The organism is Thalassoglobus sp. JC818 (assembly GCF_040717535.1).
In the GTDB taxonomy this organism is placed as follows: domain Bacteria; phylum Planctomycetota; class Planctomycetia; order Planctomycetales; family Planctomycetaceae; genus Thalassoglobus.
Genome location: NZ_JBFEFI010000004.1, coordinates 472,483 through 491,379, shown reverse-complemented (window position 1 = coordinate 491,379; position 18,897 = coordinate 472,483). Strand labels below are relative to the sequence as shown.

At 53.0% G+C, this 18,897-nt stretch carries 18 protein-coding genes; 8 read left to right on the top strand and 10 right to left on the bottom strand.

The window, feature by feature from the left end; all coding sequences use genetic code 11:
* Positions 1–90 precede the first annotated feature (90 nt).
* Positions 91–1,344, top strand: coding sequence for a MauE/DoxX family redox-associated membrane protein (locus tag AB1L42_RS12990; RefSeq protein ID WP_367055960.1), 1,254 nt, complete (start codon positions 91–93; stop codon positions 1,342–1,344).
* 11 nt (positions 1,345–1,355) lie between these two features.
* Here the strand turns inward: AB1L42_RS12990 and AB1L42_RS12985 are convergent, their stop codons facing one another.
* The gene (locus AB1L42_RS12985; protein ID WP_367055957.1) at positions 1,356–2,288 is read right to left on the bottom strand and encodes a DnaJ C-terminal domain-containing protein; all 933 of its coding nucleotides are present in this window, start codon (positions 2,286–2,288) and stop codon (positions 1,356–1,358) included.
* A 120-nt stretch (positions 2,289–2,408) separates the two neighbouring features.
* Here AB1L42_RS12985 and AB1L42_RS12980 point away from each other — a divergent pair, with 120 nt between their 5' ends.
* On the top strand, positions 2,409–3,140 hold the full coding sequence (locus tag AB1L42_RS12980) for a DUF1614 domain-containing protein (RefSeq protein WP_367055954.1): 732 nt from the start codon (positions 2,409–2,411) through the stop codon (positions 3,138–3,140).
* 212 nt (positions 3,141–3,352) lie between these two features.
* Here the strand turns inward: AB1L42_RS12980 and AB1L42_RS12975 are convergent, their stop codons facing one another.
* Together AB1L42_RS12975 and AB1L42_RS12970 are read right to left on the bottom strand one after the other, a co-directional pair.
* Complete coding sequence (locus tag AB1L42_RS12975) at positions 3,353–3,862, bottom strand: hypothetical protein (protein ID WP_367055951.1); 510 nt, start codon at positions 3,860–3,862, stop codon at positions 3,353–3,355.
* 322 nt (positions 3,863–4,184) lie between these two features.
* Positions 4,185–4,565: a diacylglycerol kinase gene (locus tag AB1L42_RS12970; protein WP_367055948.1), complete on the bottom strand. Its 381-nt coding sequence runs from the start codon at positions 4,563–4,565 to the stop codon at positions 4,185–4,187.
* Between the two features lie 516 nt (positions 4,566–5,081).
* On the opposite strand from AB1L42_RS12970, the gene AB1L42_RS12965 reads away from it, so the two are divergent.
* From AB1L42_RS12965 to AB1L42_RS12955, 3 genes are all read left to right on the top strand, one after another.
* Complete coding sequence (locus tag AB1L42_RS12965; protein ID WP_367055945.1) at positions 5,082–5,297, top strand: hypothetical protein; 216 nt, start codon at positions 5,082–5,084, stop codon at positions 5,295–5,297.
* A 31-nt stretch (positions 5,298–5,328) separates the two neighbouring features.
* Positions 5,329–5,826 carry a Fur family transcriptional regulator gene (locus AB1L42_RS12960; RefSeq protein WP_367055942.1) on the top strand — a complete coding sequence of 166 codons (498 nt, stop codon included), beginning with the start codon at positions 5,329–5,331 and terminating at the stop codon, positions 5,824–5,826.
* A gap of 279 nt (positions 5,827–6,105) precedes the next feature.
* Positions 6,106–7,347, top strand: coding sequence for a VCBS repeat-containing protein (locus AB1L42_RS12955; RefSeq protein ID WP_367055939.1), 1,242 nt, complete (start codon positions 6,106–6,108; stop codon positions 7,345–7,347).
* Positions 7,348–7,406: 59 nt separating this feature from the next.
* On the opposite strand, the gene AB1L42_RS12950 is transcribed toward AB1L42_RS12955, so the two are convergent.
* From AB1L42_RS12950 to AB1L42_RS12930, 5 genes are all read right to left on the bottom strand, one after another.
* On the bottom strand, positions 7,407–7,757 hold the full coding sequence (locus AB1L42_RS12950) for a hypothetical protein (RefSeq protein ID WP_367055936.1): 351 nt from the start codon (positions 7,755–7,757) through the stop codon (positions 7,407–7,409).
* A 50-nt stretch (positions 7,758–7,807) separates the two neighbouring features.
* Positions 7,808–8,212, bottom strand: a complete 405-nt coding sequence (gene panD / locus AB1L42_RS12945) for an aspartate 1-decarboxylase (protein ID WP_367055932.1) — start codon at positions 8,210–8,212, stop codon at positions 7,808–7,810.
* Positions 8,213–8,304: 92 nt separating this feature from the next.
* The gene (locus AB1L42_RS12940) at positions 8,305–10,677 is read right to left on the bottom strand and encodes a DNA topoisomerase (ATP-hydrolyzing) (RefSeq protein ID WP_367055928.1); all 2,373 of its coding nucleotides are present in this window, start codon (positions 10,675–10,677) and stop codon (positions 8,305–8,307) included.
* A 242-nt stretch (positions 10,678–10,919) separates the two neighbouring features.
* Positions 10,920–11,405, bottom strand: a complete 486-nt coding sequence (locus tag AB1L42_RS12935) for a 6-pyruvoyl tetrahydropterin synthase family protein (RefSeq protein ID WP_367055925.1) — start codon at positions 11,403–11,405, stop codon at positions 10,920–10,922.
* Between the two features lie 17 nt (positions 11,406–11,422).
* Positions 11,423–12,310 carry a triphosphoribosyl-dephospho-CoA synthase gene (locus tag AB1L42_RS12930; RefSeq protein WP_367055922.1) on the bottom strand — a complete coding sequence of 296 codons (888 nt, stop codon included), beginning with the start codon at positions 12,308–12,310 and terminating at the stop codon, positions 11,423–11,425.
* A gap of 306 nt (positions 12,311–12,616) precedes the next feature.
* Here AB1L42_RS12930 and AB1L42_RS12925 point away from each other — a divergent pair, with 306 nt between their 5' ends.
* From AB1L42_RS12925 to AB1L42_RS12915, 3 genes are all read left to right on the top strand, one after another.
* Positions 12,617–13,681 (top strand): hypothetical protein, encoded by a 1,065-nt coding sequence (locus tag AB1L42_RS12925; protein ID WP_367055919.1) that lies wholly within the window; start codon positions 12,617–12,619, stop codon positions 13,679–13,681.
* A gap of 384 nt (positions 13,682–14,065) precedes the next feature.
* Positions 14,066–14,431, top strand: a complete 366-nt coding sequence (locus AB1L42_RS12920; protein WP_367055916.1) for a hypothetical protein — start codon at positions 14,066–14,068, stop codon at positions 14,429–14,431.
* A gap of 126 nt (positions 14,432–14,557) precedes the next feature.
* Positions 14,558–16,003, top strand: coding sequence for a hypothetical protein (locus AB1L42_RS12915; protein ID WP_367055913.1), 1,446 nt, complete (start codon positions 14,558–14,560; stop codon positions 16,001–16,003).
* Positions 16,004–16,154: 151 nt separating this feature from the next.
* On the opposite strand, the gene AB1L42_RS12910 is transcribed toward AB1L42_RS12915, so the two are convergent.
* Both AB1L42_RS12910 and AB1L42_RS12905 read right to left on the bottom strand, forming a co-directional pair.
* Positions 16,155–16,586: a hypothetical protein gene (locus tag AB1L42_RS12910; RefSeq protein ID WP_367055910.1), complete on the bottom strand. Its 432-nt coding sequence runs from the start codon at positions 16,584–16,586 to the stop codon at positions 16,155–16,157.
* A 125-nt stretch (positions 16,587–16,711) separates the two neighbouring features.
* Positions 16,712–18,433, bottom strand: a complete 1,722-nt coding sequence (locus AB1L42_RS12905; protein WP_367055907.1) for a thioredoxin domain-containing protein — start codon at positions 18,431–18,433, stop codon at positions 16,712–16,714.
* Positions 18,434–18,897 lie beyond the last annotated feature (464 nt).

Genomic DNA, 18,897 nt, shown 5'->3' with positions numbered 1-18,897 from the left:
GCATCCCTTTTCCCGAATGATCAACGAAAAGCCACCTCTCCGATTCCATCACGTGAATTGGGAGGTGACGTGTCAGCGAAAAACACTCTGATGAACGAATTGTCTCGCACCGAGACCCCGATCAACTCGATAACCTCTCGACTTCAGAGACTCATTGCGGTCTTCTTTCTCGTTCAGTGTGCGTTGACGTGGCCACTCTGGGTGTGTCCCGGCTTTCCACAGATTCCGTGGTTTTCTTTGCTGACGGGCGTTCCCTTCTGGGTCGACTACGTTTTCTTAGCAGGTATCGTGATTGGAGCTTTGGGAGTCATTGCGAACGGGACTGTTCGCGGGCGCGACATCTTTCCGGGGCTTCTCTACTCAGCTGCAGTGGGGCTTGTCCTGTTCGACCAGCATCGGCTGCAACCGTGGACGCTACAGCTGATCGTTTCCGGTTTGTTGCTTTGGTGGGCTCCCAATTCTCGCGGGCTGCAATGCAATCGATGGTTCGTCTGCAGCATCTACATCTATTCAGCGATCTCAAAACTGGATCTGACATTTTTGGATGCGCACGGTCAGCTCTTGTTGAACGCAGGCTTGAACAGCTTCGGAGTGGAAACCAATTACTGGTCACCGGAGTCGCGTCGATGGATGGCGTTGTTGCTGCCCGTCGGCGAAATGTTGATTGGTCTCTTACTTCTGTTTCGGCGGACGAGAAGTCTGGGACGTTGGGCGTCGTATATGATGCATGGGCTACTGATCTGGATGCTTGGACCAATGGGGCTGAATCACGAGTACGGAGTTCTCGGATGGAACCTTTACTTCATCCTCCAAAACCGATTGCTGTTTGCTTCAGATGTGGAGACCCCTCAAAGCGTTGAAGAACATGTAAGCATCAACCCATGGCGGGGCCGAATTGCTGTCGCGATGACGGGGCTGGTCATCGGTTTGCCAATATTTGAAAACTGGAACCTGTACGATCATTGGCCCGCCTGGGCTGTCTACTGTTCGCGACCGGCGAAGGTTCGCGTCGAGTTGGTTCCCGCTGAAGGAGATCAGATTCCCGAAGAATTCAAAGACTTTGTCACACCAGGACCGGTCTTCAGCGAGTCCGAAGAGCTCTCGATCGACAAGTGGTCGTTTCAAACTCGGTATTGCCCAGTCTATCCACAGCTACGCTATCGACTCGCCGTCTCGAAAGCACTTCTCGATCGTCTTCCCACAGAGTCATTTCAAATTGAAATCGAACTGACCCCCGATCGATGGACTGGAGTTCGAGAAGCGGTCAGCTTATCGAACCGCCAGGAACTGGATGAGTATTGCGAACGATTTTGGATCAACACTCGACCGCGTGCAGCGGAGTAAGCGTGAGGTCATTACCACTGATCGTCGCGGGGGAACTGTGGATTGAGCATCGCAAATTGTTCGATCAGGTCGCGAGACTGATCGTCGATGTCTTTCGGAACAACAATCTTGATGACCACGAATTGATCGCCGGTCGTTCCCGTTCGAGGATTACGAAATCCTTTGCCTCGCAAGCGTAGCTTTGCTCCCGAAGAGGTTCCCGCCGGAAGTGTCACGCTAACCTGTTCACCTGTCAGAGTTGGGACATCGATCTTTGCACCGAGGATCGCTTCGGTCACCGAAACCGGAGCTTCGACCGAGACGTTGTTTCCATCTCGGCGGAAGTAGGGATGCGGAGCCACATTGACTGTCACCAGTAGATCCCCGTTCGGTCCTCCGTTTCTTCCGGGTTCGCCCTGACCAGCGAGGCGAATCGATTTGCCGGACTCGATTCCGGCAGGGATTTTCACCGTCAGTCTTTCAACTTTTCCGCCACGCTGCATCGAAAGATCGTAGTCTCCGCCGGATGCGGATGTTTGGAATGGGACCTGAATGGATGTCGTGACGTCCTGCCCCTTCATCGGCCGAGCTGATTGACGAGCCCGTCCTCCACCACCACCGAACATGCCGCCGAACAGACTTTCGAGATCGACTGCTCCGCCTCCGCCGAAGATGTCTCGCAAATCGACATCGACGGGGCCTCCGCTCCGGAATGGATTCCCTTGCTGCGGACCTGCTCCACCTTGAGCGTGTTTCCAGTGTTCACCGAACTGGTCGTATTTCTTGCGTTTGTCTTCGTCACCCAGAACGTCGTAGGCTTCTGCTGCATCCTTGAATCTCTTGGCTGCAGCGTCGTCATCCGGCTTCGCGTCCGGGTGATTTTCACGGGCAATCTTTTTGAAAGCTTTGCGAATTTCGTCCTTGGTTGCCGATCGGGAAACACCTAAAACTTGATAGTAGTCCATCTTTCGTGGGCAATCTTCTTGAATTCTTTGTGACAGTATGAGTACTTGATAGGCGAAGAATTTTCGGCGAACGAAACGTCATTGTTCGCCCTTTGTAGAAAAAAGACAACCGAACGATCCATGCCAGTTCAATTTGAATACCGAAGCCGAACGCAATCTCCGCTTTCCCCTCTCATCGGCTGTCTTCCCGTCTTTCTGATCCTGATTCTGATGTGCCTTCTGCCGTCTCTGCTTTTCGATCTGGGGCATTCGATTCTGACCAAACTCGGCCTCTCATCAGCAGTTGCTGGATTGACCGTGATCGGAGTCTTTTTCGGATCGTTTATCAATGTCCCGGTGTACGAATTTCGACGAGACGACCTGCAACCGGAGTTGCGGTATGGTCCCATTGGTCAGGCATTTGAGCGGGACTATCAGCGAGTCTCTTCACGAACTCAAATTGCGATCAATATCGGGGGATGCCTGATTCCGGTCCTCCTCGCGATTCATCAAGCGGTCCGAGTCGCAGGCTTTGGAAACTCCGCGATTCTCGCGACGCTGATCGTGGCGGGGCTAAGTATCGGAGTCTGCTACAAAACAGCACGTCCGGTGGAAGGGATTGGAATTATGATGCCCGGTCTCGTTCCGCCGATCCTGTGCGTTGTTTCCTCATGGATTCTGCTTCCCGAGGGAACTCCGGAAGAACGGACAGCTGCGGCATTTATTGGTGGAGTGGCGGGGCCAGTCATCGGAGCTGATCTGATGCACCTGAGAGATGTTCTGAAGACCCCGGTCGGAATCATGTCGATCGGCGGAGCAGGCACCTTCGATGGAATCGTTCTCTCAGGCATGCTGGCAGCTTTGTTGTCCTGAAGACGCGACGGTGACGAATGAATCGGCGTTCTCCAAGCACTCAGACAGACGAGAGTTCGTGGGCTTTTAGAATCCCTGTTGGTCGATCAGCTGATCGGAAATAGAAAAGTCCGCAGTTGATGACATCAACCGCGGACTTTTTTCGATTCGACTTCTTCAGCTCGGAACGAGTGAATGGCACATCCTATCCGAGATTTCAATCACACTTTGATCTAGTTTGAAGGGCCGCCGATGACGTTTGGTTGGTCGAGTCGGAAGCTGTCGACGCACTTTTTCAGTTTCTCGCCAGCTCGTTCCCACTGTGATTCAAGGGCGGTAGCTGTGACGAGGTAGACCTTATTGTCGCGCTTGTGAGCAGCTGTGTACCAGTGCAGGGTCTTGCTCTGAGTCGTTCCGGTGTATTCCCAGAGAGCCATGTTTTCGTTGACGTTCTCTTTCAGCACTTGAAAGTTGAGCTGCTCGAACTGTCCTTTCGAGAGGTCAGAATACTCCTGCATCGTTCCGGGGTAGGGTTGAATTTGCACGTTCACATTCGGGGCAAATCCTTCCGAAGCTGCCAGAAACATGATCAGTGACTGATACGGGGTTTCGCCGACTGGAGCTTCCAGCGGTGTCATCGAATAACCGTTGACTGGAAAGGTCATTCGCGGTTGCAGGCCGTCTTGTCCGAAACTGATTTGTGCAAACATGATCGTCAGCACACATGTCATCATCCGAGTCATCACGGGGTCCTTCATAATCGTCGAGATTTCAGGTGAGAATTTTTGGGTGGGTTGAGTCTGTCTCTCAGGGTGAGGAGGGCGTCCCGCTACCCGAAACAGCTTCACACACTTTAAACCCGATTCTATCCGTTCTTCCAGCGAACAAGCGAATTCGAATCGAAACCGATGAATTCAGTTCGTGCCAACGGTCACGCTATCGAAGTTGTCGCTCGAAGCTTTGCGAGCAGAGTTTCTTCTCTTCGACATTCTCAATTGCCTTGGCGATTGAGCGTCCATTGCAAGAATTGGGTTCCAGCGAATGCGCTGAAATCAAGCAAAAGGTCTAGCCAATTGCCTCGACGATGCGGCTTCCGAAGAGGATGAGCAGCACGATGATCGCAGAGACATTTGTCGCGACGACGGCTGCTGTTCCGAGCCTGAGAATCTGATTGAGATTTTGCCCGATATGATGCCGGAACTCGTGAACAATCAGTCTCAAAAGCTGATGAAATAGCTCCACCGAGAGGGTAAGCCCCAGCGTGAGTACGAGAATCGTCCATTCGATGACGCTCAGTCGGAAGACGAAACCCGAGAAAAGAACGCCAATTCCGACGAACAGATACATGAAGAGTGTCGAGTCGGTCCGGAGTCCGATTCGAAAGCCGGTTTCCGCGTCGACCAGACGCTGTCTCCAGGCGGGGCGATTCGCTCTTGAAATCTGCATGACGGATTTTCGAGAAGGGATCTGGGGAAAAGGTGCACGAACGTGACCTCGGCGAAAATCTAATCCGATCCGCGAAATCAGGTCAATTGCAACCTGATGAAATCGGCCGGTCGTCTCTTGAGCGGGCGAAAACAGGTTGGTCAGTCCTGTAATTCATGCAAAATCTGTGGAAAAGCGTTCAAAAAGCTGAACATTCGTCGAATGTCTTCATCGTGTTTCTGATTGTGACCGATAAAAACGGTACCAGACAGCCTCGAGGATGAGGCGAAGTTCACACCAATAGCATGATGCCGCGATCCACGCGAAATTCAACCAGGACGGTCGTTTAGGAGAATCTCCATGCGACTTGCATCCACAACTGTTCAGACCGTGTCCTGTCCATCAGTTCTGCATTCAATGGGACATTGCTTTAGCAAGTTCTTGATGATTGGCACTTCACTCGGCTATGATGAAGGCATGAGACGTTCAAAAACAGGTTCCACTTCCGACCAAAATGAATCTGGGAGCGAGCGGTCAGTGTCTGACGGTCCACAAGAACGAGTTGACCGACCGGACTCTATGGCTGGTCACAATTCTCAAAGTTCTCCTTCGCAGTCTGTCGAGCGTTCCGGAGAATCTCATGCCGAGCGATTGGCACGAATTAAATCGGAAATCGAGTCAGGAACGTATGACACTCCAGAGAAACTTGATCTCGCGATCGACCGTATGCTCGGTCGAATCATGATGGATTGAGTCTCGTAAGTCTGAATTGAAAGGAGCGATCGTGTCCGATCTGGAATCGGTCTCGGTAGCCATCTCCCCGAAGGAGAAGTATCGCGAGTATCTGGCGACGCAGCGACTGCGCATGACGCGCGAGCGCTCAATCATTGTGGAAGAAGTGTTTGCTTCCCACGAACATTTTGACGCCGATCAACTGATTCAGCGACTCGATCAACGGAGTGATGGCAAGCGAGTCAGTCGCTCGACTGTTTACCGCTCGATCAAACAGCTTGAAGACGCTGGCCTCATCCGCAAAGTGGCCCGGCAAGATGATCGTGATCTTTACGAGCACGATTATGGATACCCACAGCACGACCACTTAATTTGCAAAAAGTGCGGAGAGCTGACGGAGTTCCACAACGAGCAGATCAAAGAAATTCTGGACACTGTCGCTCGAGAACTCGGGTTTCGAATCGAAAGCCATCGCCTTGAAGCTCACGGTCTTTGCAAAGACTGCTGTCGACGGCCTCAAGACCGTCCGAGCAAGTTGAACCTTATCTGACTCGGATCTGTCGACTTTCAAAGCGGGTTGTTGCTGCGTTCTTAAAGCCGTTTCAAAACGGTCAAGAACACAACGTTTCGATGACGGCATCTCCATTCGTTGCCTCTCTTTGTCGTTCAGCGATGCGCTGATTGATCAAAGTTGACTTATGGGGTGCTGGCCTCGTTTCGTCTCTCAGGCTATGCTGAACTCTCGCCCTGCGGCCGGAAATTTCTTCGGTGAATTCCCGCAAGTTTTGCGTCCCCCCTCGGAAGAGTCAGCATCTTTGGAGAGTACATCGTGAGAAGCTTCCCGGAGCATTGTTCGAAACAGCCTTCGCTTTGGATTCTCTTTCTCTCCAGCTTCTCGTTTCTGGGTACTCCACTCACTGCATCGGGCAGCGACTTCTCGAAGCAGCAATTGACCGATCGTTACTACTGCGATGGTGTCGACACCGGAGATATCAACGGAGATGGCCACGTCGATATCGTCGCTGGCCCTTTCTGGTATGAGGGACCGGAATTCACGAAGGCTCACGAATTTTATGAAGCAGTCCCGTTGCCTCCGGAAGAGAGTCCGAGCAACAGCATGTTTTCGTTTGTCCACGACTTCAACGACGACGGACGCCCGGACATTCTGGTCCTCGGCCGCGTTCACAAGCACTCCGCCTACTGGTACGAAAATCCGGGCGATGACTCGGGACTTTGGCCACGGCATTTCGTCTTCGAAAGAGTTCGAGGAGAGTCTCCGTCACTTGTCGACATCAATCAGGATGGCTTGCCTGAATTGATCACGCATTGGGATGGGAAGTGGGGATTTCTCAAGCCGGACTCAAGCGATCCCGGAGCACCTTGGATCTTTTCTCCGATTGGGGACAACGAGGATTGGCCGCAGTTTTATCATGGTCAGGGCATCGGCGATTTGAACAACGATGGTTGTCTCGATTACATCATCAACGACGGTTGGTACGAACAGCCAACAGACTCAAAGCAGGCGTGGCCATTTCATCGGCTGCTCTTTTCGGCTGATCGAGGCGGAGCTCAGATGGGCGTTTTCGATGTGGATGGCGATGGCGATTCCGATGTCGTCTCCGCAGTCAATGCCCATGAATGGGGACTCGCCTGGTACGAGAACACCGGAAACTCAGAGTCTTTTCGAGAGCACTTGATCATGTCCGACCATTCCCGGGAGGACGAATTCGGAGCCGCCTTCACTCAACCGCATGCTTTGGATTTTGCGGACATCAACGGCGATGGTTTGACCGATGTCATCACCGGAAAACGCATGTGGGCACACGGACCAGATGGCGACATCGAGCCCAACGCTCCGCCGGTTGTCTTCTGGTTTGAGTTAACTCGAAAAGATGACGGCAGCGTTCGGTTCGTTCCCCATCTCGTCGATTCAAACTCCGGCGTCGGTGTCCAAATCCTCGCGGAAGATGTCAACGGCGACGGGAACATCGATATCCTGACAGCTTCGAAGCTGGGCGTATTCGTGTTCCGCAATCTCGGTATTGCTTCCGAAGATTCACCGGCAGAGTGATCGAATCATCTTCGTGAATCCCTCTCACACAAAGAGGGGAAGCACGACTGAGCGTGCCTTCAATCGAGGCTCGTGACGACGCCATCGATCGTTTGCCACTCCGCTCTTCCGGAATCGAGATCGATGTCGATCGACAGACTTTCCTTGCGAGTCACTCGTGGTTGTGAACACGACCCTGAGCAGTCTCGAGGATGTCCATCCGTCAGATTGATTGTCACGATGGTAGTGAGCGTTCGATTCTCTATTGAGACGTGTTGAATCTCTTTCAGCGACGGGTCAGCCGCGACTCCGCCACAGCGCGTGAGTCGTCGCACATCGAAGCAGGCGATGGCAGCACAGAGTTCTGACTCGAACTCCGATCGATCGTCAGAGCCTTCAGCGATTCTGAGACGGGTCTTTTCGAAGGCCAAATGAAAGACTCCTCGACAGTTTCACAGACCGACTGACGCCCATTGATCTGTTATGAGAGTGGTTGAGTCTGGGAATCTCGCTGCGGATAGACTTCACCGATGAACTGATCGATGATCTCGTTTTGCTCATTCAAAATGGCGACTCGCGGATCGTGCTTGCGTGACTCTTCTTCTGTGACGGACACGAAAGCGATAATGATGACGCGATCGCCAATCGAAGACGTGTGGGCCAAAGCACCATTCATTTTGATGACTTTTGATCCGGGTGGGCCCTCAATCACATAGCTTTCAGCACGCTGGCCGTTTTCGCAGTTTGCGATCAGGACTTTTTCATAGGGAAGCAGCCCAACGGCATCCATTAATTCGCGATCGATCGTCACGCTGCCATGGTAGTGCAACTCCGTTTCAGTGACCGCAGCCATGTGGAGTTTGGATTTCAACAAGTGAAGCAGCATTCGAGTCTCAGTTTGGGTAAAGTGATCCGTGAAACGAGTGTAAGAGTTTTTCGTGGAGTGAATCCAGTCGATCTGCAACTGGAGTGATGATTCTATTCTTCGCCAAGTGATGTCCAGTCGACAATCTCAATTTCCGGGCGAATCACAGACTGAATGCCGGTTCGCTGGCTCGTTTTGACTCCTTTTCCACCGCGTCCAGTCACGTTGTATTTCATTTGACCGAAGCTGAGCTCCTTGCCGTTTTCGTTGACAACTTTTAACACGTCACTCGGGCGACTGAGACGTTTGGCAGCCAGAACCTGGTCTCCTTCGTCTGTCAATTTCAGACCGCGGACACCTCGTCCAGCGCTGTTCAGAATGGGAACATCCGAGACAGCGAAGTGAATTAACCGTGCTTCTTTGGAGATGAGAAAGACAGTTTCTTCTTCGTTCATCACCTCAACATGGACAACGCGGTCGCCAGCTCCGAGTCGACAATATTTTCGACCGTTCTTCGTGGACGGAGCCCGGAACTGCGAGAGCGAAATCCGCATGACCTGTCCATGGGCTGTTGCGATGAACAGGTATGGCTCAGGCGGGTAGTCTTCGTACTCAACATCTTCAGGTGTGAATCGTGGATCAGTCGTCAGACCCGCGATGATGGCTGCTCCATCGCTCAGCTTGAAGTGCTTCGAGAGAGGTTCCCCGTAACCGGTCGAGGGTGGGATTTGATCCATCGGAATCGTGTAAGCGGTTCCGTCGGAGGAGAACATAATCACGTTCTCTAATGTCGATCCCGGGTAGACCCCCAGAATTTCGTCCCCGTCGCGGACGCGAAGCTTCGCTATGGATGAGATTTTTCCCAGTCGTCGAACCCAGCCTTCGTTCGTGATGACCACATTCGTGTTCTCACGGACGATGTAGGCTTGCGGGTCAAACTCGGTGATTTCTTCTGAAGAACCGAGAGCTGTTCTTCGCTTCGATTTGAACTGGTCCCCCAACTCCTTGAGTTCGGACTGAACCTCTTTCCATAGGCGCGCATCGGACTTGAGAATCTTGCGAATTCGTTCTGCTTCCGCCTGCTTCTGTTCGAGCTCTTCTCGAATCTTGTCGATTTCAAGCGTCGAAATTCGGTACAGCTGCAGTTCGAGAATGGCCGTTGCCTGTTCTTCGTCGAGTGGAAACGCTTTCACGAGTTTCTGACAGGCATCCTGCTTGCCGGAGCTTTTGCGAATAATCCGAAGGGCTTCTTCCAGGCCATCGAAGATGATGACGAAGCCTTCGAGAATATGAATTCGCCGTTCCAGCTGCGCGAGCAGGTATTCGAATCGCTTGCGAACTGTAACGAAGCGGAAGTCGAGAAAGTGTTGCAGCAACTCGACGAGTGAGCATCGATGCGGAATCAACACGCCATGCTCATCCGGGACGAGACAAGTCGCATTGTATGAGAAGTTTTCTTCGAGTCGGGTATGTTTATAGAGGTACGACATCACCGTATCAGGATCGGTTCCTGACTTGATGTGCAGCACAATCCGCAGACCTTGTTCTCCGTCAGACTCGTCAGCCACATCGACGAGCTGCGGGAGTTTTCGCGAATCGCGAATGTCGCCCAGTGAGTTGACCAGCCCTCCGGTTTCGACTCCATATGGAATGGAATGAACCACGAGTCGGTTCTTGATTTCCTTCTTCTTCTCAGTGTCGAATCGCCACTCGCCACGAACTTTGATCGCTCCACGACCATCCTCGTAGATCTTGCGCAGCTCGACCGAGTCTGTGACAATTCGGCCGCCCAATGGGAAGTCCGGTCCTTTGATGTATTTCCGGATGTTCGCGACTGTCGATCCGGGATTGTCAACGAGATAGATCGCAGCTTTGATCACTTCGCCAAGGTTGTGAGGTGGCATGTTCGTCGCCATTCCCACCGCGATTCCCTGAGATCCGTTGACGAGTAAATTCGGATACTGCGAAGGAAGAACGGTCGGTTCGTCTCGAGTCGCGTCGTAAGTTGGACGCATTTCGACGGTCTCGTACCGCAGTTCGGACATCAGCCTTTCTGCGATCGCCGTCAATTTCGCTTCGGTATACCTTCGAGCGGCGGCGGGAAGCCCCATCACGTTTCCGAAATTACCTTGACCATCGACAAGGGTTTCTCGATAGGTGAAGTCTTGAGCAAGCCGCACGAGCGCATCGTAGACCGCTTCGTCTCCGTGAGGATGATAATTACCCGTTGTATCACCGACGATCTTGGCGCACTTCCTGTACTTTGCATCTGCGGTCAATCGCAGGTCATGGTACATGGTGTACAGAATTCGCCTTTGCACCGGCTTCAGCCCGTCGCGGACGTCGGGCAGCGCACGAGACATAATGACCGACATTGCGTAGTTCAGATACCGGCGGCGCGTTTCACCGCTGATGGAGACGAACTGCAACTGATCGCCGTTTTCTGATCCGTCTGCGTCGGCGTTGGAACCATTCCGTGCGACCACACTTGTCTCCTTAAGGCGTATTTCGATTGAAAGTAATTGATCTGATTTGAACTGACACAGTCATCGACATTCGCGACGACTTCTCATGATCTGCGGAGCGTTCAGCATCAAGTTCGATTCTCAAGACAACTGAAGCTCGAGGGACGAAAACGCCCGCAAACAGGACTCATAGCGGATGAGCAGTGAACCATCAACGGTTTTCGGTTTTCCGTCGGTTTCTTCTCGATTCCCGCATTGGCTTCTTAAAAATCGACCCGGCATGTCGCCCATTGGCCGAAATTTTCCTCGACTTTCACCGACAGACTGGTCAACGGGGACGTTTCGAGAGTCTCGATTAACTGGTCGGCAATCCAGTTGGCGAGAAGTTCCGCCGTCGTCTGTTCGATCGGGAGCAGCACGCATTCCTCGAGTGGGAAGACCCATCTCCGGTCGTCATATCGGACGTGAACTTCGTTTTCCTTCGTCTCGACGGAAATCTGACGATGTTGGGTCGGCAACAGCATTCGGTGGTCGAGTCGATCAACCCACTTTTGTAGTTCATCACGAAGAGCGATGAAGTCGAAGACAAACCCATTGCTGTCGAGTTCACCCTCGACACGGGCAGCGACTCGCCAGTTGTGTCCATGCAGCCGTTCGCAAAGATCGTCCCCGATGGTGATAAAGTGCGCAGCTGAGAAGACGAGATGATCTTTGGTGACATCAACGGCGAAAGAGCGTGTCTGTGACATGAAAAACTCGTTGCAGCTTACGTTTCTGAAATCGTGATGTGCGAAGGAGGAGACCAGTACCTGTCGCGAGTGGCTGCATACAATATCGCTGCAATCAGGTCTGCGGTAGTTCCGGGGTTCCGGCGATGACCATCTGCTCGCAGCCACTGGTCAAATTCGACAAGAGCTTTCTCGCCCTGCCGGGAGTCTGGCCACCCGCGATTGAGGACCTCACCCGCCATAAGAGCCGAAGTTTCGCCGGTCTCAGGCCCGCACTTTCGAATGATGAGAGTATCGGGAACCCGGTGCATCAACTCCAGTTGAGTTCCAATCACACTCGCTTCCCAGTCTGACGTCCGCTCCCACCAGCGACGGAATAGATCTCTTCCCTGGCCAAGAACCAGAGAGAAATCTGTAGCGTATTGCTGGGCGATGGTGTCTTTCCCAGCAGCAAGAGCCATGCAGTCGACGAGTGATTGAGTCGGTGCGGAATTGACGTCCTCCTGCTGAGCAGTTCCCATCCCCCCGGGCTGTGATTCGCGTATTGCCTGATAGACAGTCGAAGCTTCGCGAGCATCGAGAGCTGCGAGCACATCCTGGATTCCTTCTTCCAGCGAGAGGTGATCTTCAACTGCTGCCAGCGGCGCCAGGAGAAGTAGAATCCCGAGATTGACGTTGGATTGAACATGCTCCCGCGTCTTTCGAACTGCGACAAGAATCTGCTGAGCGACGGTCAAAGAAGTTTGATCCTCTCCAAGTACAGTGCCCGTGATCTCTGCTGCTTTCTCGAAGTCTGAGAATGTCAAATCGCTGAATTGAGCCTGCGGATGCACATTTCCCGGTTTGCGAGCAGCTGCTTCAAGTAGGCAAGCTGTCGTAATCTGCAAGGATTTTGAGTCGATGGGCAAATTCAGCCGGCGTGACATTCGTCGAAATTCCGTGTTGAGATGTCTTTCGAAACCGGTCCAAAGACTTACGAATTGAGGAGTTTTCGAACTCACAACCCGTTTCGAGGCAATCTGAGGATGCCTGAATCCCGGAGTGGCCCAGCTGAAGAGTCAGACTGTGTTAAACGAGGCGAGATAGGGACAGGGTACCGGATGTAGCAATCTTATTGCATTCTACTCAAGCTGTTCGACGATTCTATCCAGTGCAGGACACCTCAAATCTCGAAGTCCTCAATTCGGTGATTTCTCTCAGGCTGCCACTCCTTTCCGACAACAGGTCTTAAAATGCTCACTCAATCCCAGTCAGGACAGGTCCTGAGAAGAACGAGTGCTGTGTTCGCAGGTGTCTGGATTCTGTTGTGCGTCTGTGAAACTGGACGGGCGGGGGACGCCTTTTCAGACGAGTGTCTGACTGCCCTAAGTGAACCAGCTTGTTCGCCATACGTTGCGTGCGATGCTCATTCCGTGCCGCCTGTTCTGCGCTCCGGAAAAGTTTGCTTCCAGGGAGAGAAATCCTACTGCGTTGCCGGTCCGTCGCCAGCGGCTCTGGCGTGTTGTCCGTACATGGGGCAGCCAAATTCGACCGGTGCCGGTGGTTCAACTGAAGTCGGCCATGAGGCGGGAGGCTGCTTCGCTGCCTCTGAGACTGAGTTCAAACGCTGGGTCGATTGTTATGAAGCCACTCACGGAGAAAAGCCATCTCTGTTGTGTCGCTGGCAGTACAAGTATGTGAACTGGCGCTACAACAGCATGTACCTCGAAGGTTGCATGCCGAATGGATACTCGTTGAGCTACTTCATTCAAACCGTTCCGGGAACAGAGTTTCACGGCGGGCTGTTGAATTCCTCGTCAGCCGTTGAGCCAGGTGGATCGATGGAAGAAGCTCGAACGGTTGAGGGAGACTCCAAGCTCGCGCTGAGTCAAATTTCCCTCGATATCACTCCTCCACAGGGATCGCTGCCAGAGAATCGAGCCGAGGTCCTGTTTGCTGAAATCAACGAACGGGCTCATCCGCCGGGAACCTCACGTAACTGGTCGGCAACCACAGAATACTGGAATGCGTCGCTGTTGAATCATCAGCCGCTCTACTTCGAAGACGCCAATCTAGAGGCCCACGGATTCTCTCATGGGATCTGTCAGCCCGTTTACTCAGGTGTTCGTTTCTTCGGCACGGTTCCAATTCTTCCGTATCTCATTGGGGCAAACCCTCCATACGAAACGGTTTACACTCTCGGCGAGACTCAACCAGGAGATCACGCGTGCTACACGTGTGAGTATCCACCATTCAGTCTGCGAGGTGCGACCGCTCAAGGGTTGGCGACTGCGGGACTCATCTTGCTCATTCCCTGACTTCGCTATCGACTGCACTACGCGGGCAGATTTCTCGCTCAGGTTTATTTGCATTCAGCAAACCACAAAGTGTTCGAGATGACAGGTCCGACTTGCGAATGCCATTCGCACGTGGATTTGAGACGAGCGACTGTTTACCTCGCTGAGTCGATAGCAGCAGCTTGCCAGCGCGAATTGAGCCTCGATTCTTTGGATCGACTACGAGCGAGAATATCGGCAGCCTCAAAAAAAGCCCTGATTGACTTCGAATGCGAGATCGCTGCCCGATGAAATCGTGTGAACTAGTCCCTACTTGTCTGTTGAATGCGATTTCAGTACCGTAGAAGTAGACAAAATTGGGTAAAATTACTGTTTGGAAAGTGGGTTTCAGGAAAGGAACGGATTATGGCTTCTACTCGTGCTCCAGCTGTCGCAGAGGTTCTTTGGGAATTGAAGCGAGCAGATAAGATCGCAACTTATTCAGCCGTCGCAAACCGAGCTGGATTCAGTGCTGGAGCCAATGGCCGCGCTATGTTGACCTGTCTCAAAACAATCCGTCGTGACTGGCCTCACCTGCAGTGGTGGAGAGCAGTCCGCGACGATTTCACCGTTGTCGCTGGAGAACATGGCGATGAACTCGCCGAATGGGGAGCTGTCATCGAACCAGCGGAAGACGATCGAGCATCCGTTCAGGTTGACGATGAGCGCGTGATGTCCTGGGAAGATGAAGATGCAACCAAAGTCGCTGTCGGTGGAGACGAAGAGGAGTAGTCGACCAACTGTTCCGGAGCGCGAGCGACCTGATTCATGATCAGACTTTCGATCTCGCGCCGGAAATGAGTTTGTCTCGACTCGGTCGGTGAGTCGTCACCGAATCTAGACTACCAGGGAGGGCAGATGTCTCAGATGGCTCGCAATTCGATCTTTTCCTCGCTGCTGAACAATCTGCGTTGGAAACCGACGCAACTTCAAGCCGCGGTTGCGCTGACCTGTGTCATCTTCAGCGGGACATTCTGCCCTGAAGTGCGGGGCGAAGCGATCTCTTTAAAAGAGTCGTATCTGTCCGAGAAGGCCTTCAATTGTCAGGCTCAGATCGAAACGGTCGGATCTGTGGTGACAGCCAAATCCCAGACGGAAAAAGATCGCCTGCTCCTCAAAGCTGAAGCCGGTTTTCAGTTTCTTGAGAAGCTGTTGCCCCCGGCAGGCCGCGATGCCTTTTCCCTGCGAGCCTTGAGAATCTTCTCACGTGCTGACCTCGTTACGGACGTCAACGAGTATCGAACCGAGTCCACACTGCCTGCGAATACGCGGAAGATTGTGGCTGCCGGCCGAAGGGAAGGGGTGCAAAACTATCCCCTCGATGGGAACTTGACTCGCGACAGCCTGGATCTGCTGGAGCTCCCGGGAGATCCGCTGGCGGTGATTGGCTTGCTCCCGGATACCGATCAGGAAATCGGTGACGATTGGACTCCTCCCGATTGGGCGATCCAGATGCTCACCGGCATCGAGGCAGTGAAAACCTCGGACTTCCAATGCACTCTCAGCGACGCCAACCGAATCTCTGCCAAAATCAGTTTGAGCGGAACGGTTGAAGGCGAACGGCTCGGAGCCAAAACGAAAGTCGAAGTCAAAGGGACCGTCATTTATGACCGTCGCACTTCTCATGTCGCACAGACTCGCGTCATCTACGTGATCCTGGCCGACATCGGAACGGTGAATCCTGGGCTCGATGTCAAAGTCACCTCGAATCTCGTTCGAAAAGTGGCTTCCACTCAGGACGAAATCACTCCCGAGTTGCTGGAGTCGATTGGCTTCGAGCCAGACCCAACTCAGCTGAAATTGACGTTCAAAGTTCCGGAATGGGGCCTGCAACTTTCGCATCTTCGAGATTGGCATCTCTTCCAAACGGTCGCAGGTGGATCAAACCCGGTTTCAATTTTGCGGCTCGTCGAGCACGGCAGCCTCGTTTCCCAATGCAACGTATCACCTCTGCCAGCCGCTGCTCCCGGGGAACGTATCCCGCTTGAGCAGTTCGAAAGCGACATTCAAAGTTCGCTTGGCGACAAGTTTCAGGAGTTCGGAGAACGCGAAGAGATTGAGACCGGTGATGACCGCAAGATTTATCGAGTCGTCGCTAATGGTCAGTACGAAGTGAAAGGGGCGAGTGCCTCTGCTCAGATTCCGATGTCGTGGATCTATTACCTCGTTGTGAACCCTCAAGGACGCCAGTTCTCGTTCGTCTTTTCCATCGAGCCGACGTTGCTGGAACAGCTGGAATCGAAAGATCTGGACCTAGTACAGAGTTTGCGATTCACACAGCCTCTGACTCCAACCCCTCGATAGATCTTCTCAATTTAGAACGCCATTCACTGGGCCGTTGCGAGCAATCTTAGCGATCGCTCGTCACTCTGCGAATCAGGTTGCGTTCCATGGATGCTGATCGCACTTGAGAGAGAGGTGCTGCCATCCTAGACCGGAGTTGCTCCAGAGAACGTCAGCCATTGCCGCCGACTTCGTAGGTCGCTGCCATCGAGACCAATTCTCTCTCTTGCTGATGATGCGATACGAACGCGGTCATCCAATCTTTCAGATCGATTGAGACCTGCTTGGCCACTCTTTGGAAGTCGACACCGAGAACGACTTGAGAACGCAGCTGTCCCAGTCGTCGAAACAGGCGGAAGTATTCGTCTTCCAGCGCCGTCACTCGGTTATCCCACTCAGGGACGGACTCAACAACATCGGACAGGTATCCCTGCCGAGTCTTGAGTGAATATTCTTCAGGGAGGGCCTCCAGCAGAGCATCCAGCACAGCGACGAGCCAGCGAGCAGTTTCGTTATCAGCTGGCTCTTCCAGGAGATCTCGCAAGTCACCGAGAAGTATGTATTCCAACTCGGTACATCGTCGCAATTGAGGGTTTTGGTTCATTCCGACCTCCAGGAATGGGTCTTATAACGGGATGTTCAGAAATGGCTCTCCTGCGGGTGTCCGCGTTGAAGTGTCAATGGATCAGCGTACACTGATTTGTCTGGTTCGTCAATCTCAAGTCAGCGTTAGCGAGCCACGCGTGGCTGGTTGCGAACGAAACGCTGAGGACCAGAAGACTGTGAAAGCGACGTCTGCTGCAGGGATGCTGTTCGTCCGGAATAGCGAAGTCCCTTGGCCACGACGGATGAAGAATCGGTTTCCGAACGAAGTGGTCGGGAGATCGCCGGAACTGGAGTCGTGGAGGACATCATCCGTCCCTGCTGTGATCCCACTGGATCGAGTTCTCCATTGAGATAGGAGAGAAACTTTTCGCTGGCGTCGTGGATAATCACAACCCGGTTCGATCCTTCTGGGTTCGATGGATCGCGAATGATCACGACAACTTCCTGACGTCCCGCCTGCAGGTCAACTGGACGAGATGGAGTTGACGATGGTGTCGCGGCTGGATTCGTCTGTTGAAGGGCGACGGGAGCGGTCGGTGCATTGTTGGGCATGTGAGCCATTGGCTGCGAATCTGAGAAGGCAAATTCGGATGGCATCGGCTGAGCTTGATTCAGGCCATTTGACAGGGGAGCGGAATCGGCGAGTTGAATCGCTGGAGAGTCCTGTTTCACAGGCTGATAGAGGTGCGCCAGATGGCACTCGTCGAGAATCTGATGAACCGCATGCAGCCCTGAATAGAGGCCACGCTCACGTTCACGATCGGCAGCAATACAGACTCCGACGACCTCACCATTGCGATTGAACAATCCGCCTCCGGAACGTCCCTGAACGGGAAGTCCGGTGCACTCGATGTTGTTTGGACCTTCGTAACGATCGATGGCAGTGATCTGAATATCGTTTCGAGTCGGAAGATCGCCTGCGCTGCATCCAATTCCGGAAACGGAATCTCCAATATCTGGAGTGTGCGGAAGCATCGCGATTGGTGCGACTGGCATGGCCTGATCGGTATTCACGACGATGATTCCGAGATCGGATTCGGTGTCAAATTTTTCGACCGTGGCAACGTGCTCGATCGATTTTCCATCCCGAATGAAATCGACTTCGATCTTCGAATCCTGTTGGAAGTTTCGGAAGATGTGCCCACAGGTCAGAATCACAGTGTGGCCGGGCTTGCTGGCGATGACAGTTCCTGATCCCAGATTGATTTTCCCGTCGATAAATACGCGAATCCGCACGCTGGCCTGCATGGGATCTTCAGCTCGCTGAGAAGCTCCTTCAGCTGAGCTGCCAGCTGGAGAGTCATTGCCACGCACGAGTGACTCGGGTGTCGCGTCTTTCTTGCGGAACGGATTCAAACGTGCGAGGGCAGATGGTGCTTCATCTTGCTGGGCAGCGGGTTGCGACGTTTCAGCGGAATTCGTCGCAGGTGTTTGAATCGATCCAGGTGAACCGAGATCAATTCCGGAGGGTCCATTCGACTGGTTTTGTGCCAGCATCGCACCTTGTGACTGAGCTGAGCTTGATTGTGGAATTTTTCCGGCGAGTCTTCGGAGGTCGGTTTCGGACATGTAGCCCGAACGTCTTTCGACTTCTTTTCCGTCGATCACGAGAACGAATGTGGGGACAGCTTTGATGCCGTATCGGGCAGCGAGGTCGCGTTCCTGATCGATATCAACTTTGCGGACGGGAAGTCCTTCTCGATGCAGGCGGTCAACGACGGGAGCGACTTGCTGACAGGGTCCGCACCACGTGGCACTGAAGTCATAAAGAACGTTTTGATCGTCGAGGGAGAGAGCGGTTGAACACGTCAGGCTTAGGATGCAGGCCATCGCTGTACGTAACATAAGATGTACTCCAGAAGTCGATCCTGTCAGAGAGCATTCTCAGACTGAAGCGAGCAGGGTGGTTCCAATGGTCAGGTTCAGCGGACTGCAGCACACAGCTCCGAGAACCCGATCCTCCGTGGCGGTTTGATTAAGAGATTGGTCGTTCCGTCAGTTGTTGGAAAATTCGTAGAAGGACGACAGCGGTCCTTTGAAAGAGTGTGATTCCATTCATTGTGTTTGGCTTCATGCCGATTTGTACGAATTACAAGCCGGGATTGTCGAAACCACAACTGAACCTGTCAATACTCGAATCGCTGTTTCTCATGAACTGCGAAATCACCAGTGTTTTGACTGCCTGAACGCATTGGCAAGGACTGTTGTGAGGTCTCTTTGAGGGAGGATGTGGCGACAGAATTGTCGAATCGCAATAATGCAGTTTGCGTGCCGCAGTTCTTGAAATCCTCTGAAATAGCGGGGCTGAA